1 protein-coding gene is annotated in these 522 nt (G+C 42.3%); it reads right to left on the bottom strand.

The window, feature by feature from the left end; genetic code table 11:
* On the bottom strand, positions 1-522 hold a 522-nt coding region (locus JMX83_RS15125), incomplete at both ends, for an RNA-guided endonuclease InsQ/TnpB family protein (RefSeq protein WP_201603430.1).

Raw genomic sequence — 522 nt, 5'->3', positions numbered from 1 at the left:
TTTTCTGTTTCAACGGGCGACCTTTACTGCATCCTCCCTCCGCAGACAAAACGGCATGTCCTGCCGATAAAATATTTTTAGCTGCATTAATATCAGCGTTGGCTTTATGATCACATTTGACGCACTCGAATTTGGACTGAGTTTGTCTGTTTTCCTTAGCGATATGCTTGCATTCAAAGCAGGTTTGGCTAGTGTAGCGTGGATTTACTTTAATCAGTAACCCACCGCGCCATTGCTGCTTGTACTCAAGCATATTGACCATCATGCCCCAGCCTTGATCTAAAATGGATTTGTTTAATCCTGACTTAGCTTTAACCTGACGACCTTTATTCTCAATCGTACCGCTAGCTGATTTCGACATATTGGCTACTTTTAAATCTTCACAAGCAATCATGGCGTGGCTTTTGCTGATGCGGGTGGTGATTTTATGCAAGTAGTCATGTCTGATATTGGCAATGTGGCTGTGTAGCTTTTGAATCTTGCGGTTTTGCTTTTTCCAGTTTTGGCTAAACAGAACCTTTC

The organism is Psychrobacter piscatorii (assembly GCF_904846415.1).
GTDB classification, from domain to species: Bacteria; Pseudomonadota; Gammaproteobacteria; order Pseudomonadales; family Moraxellaceae; genus Psychrobacter; species Psychrobacter piscatorii.
The sequence above is the reverse complement of the archived record's forward strand: the minus strand, read 5'-3'. Positions and strand labels throughout refer to the sequence as shown.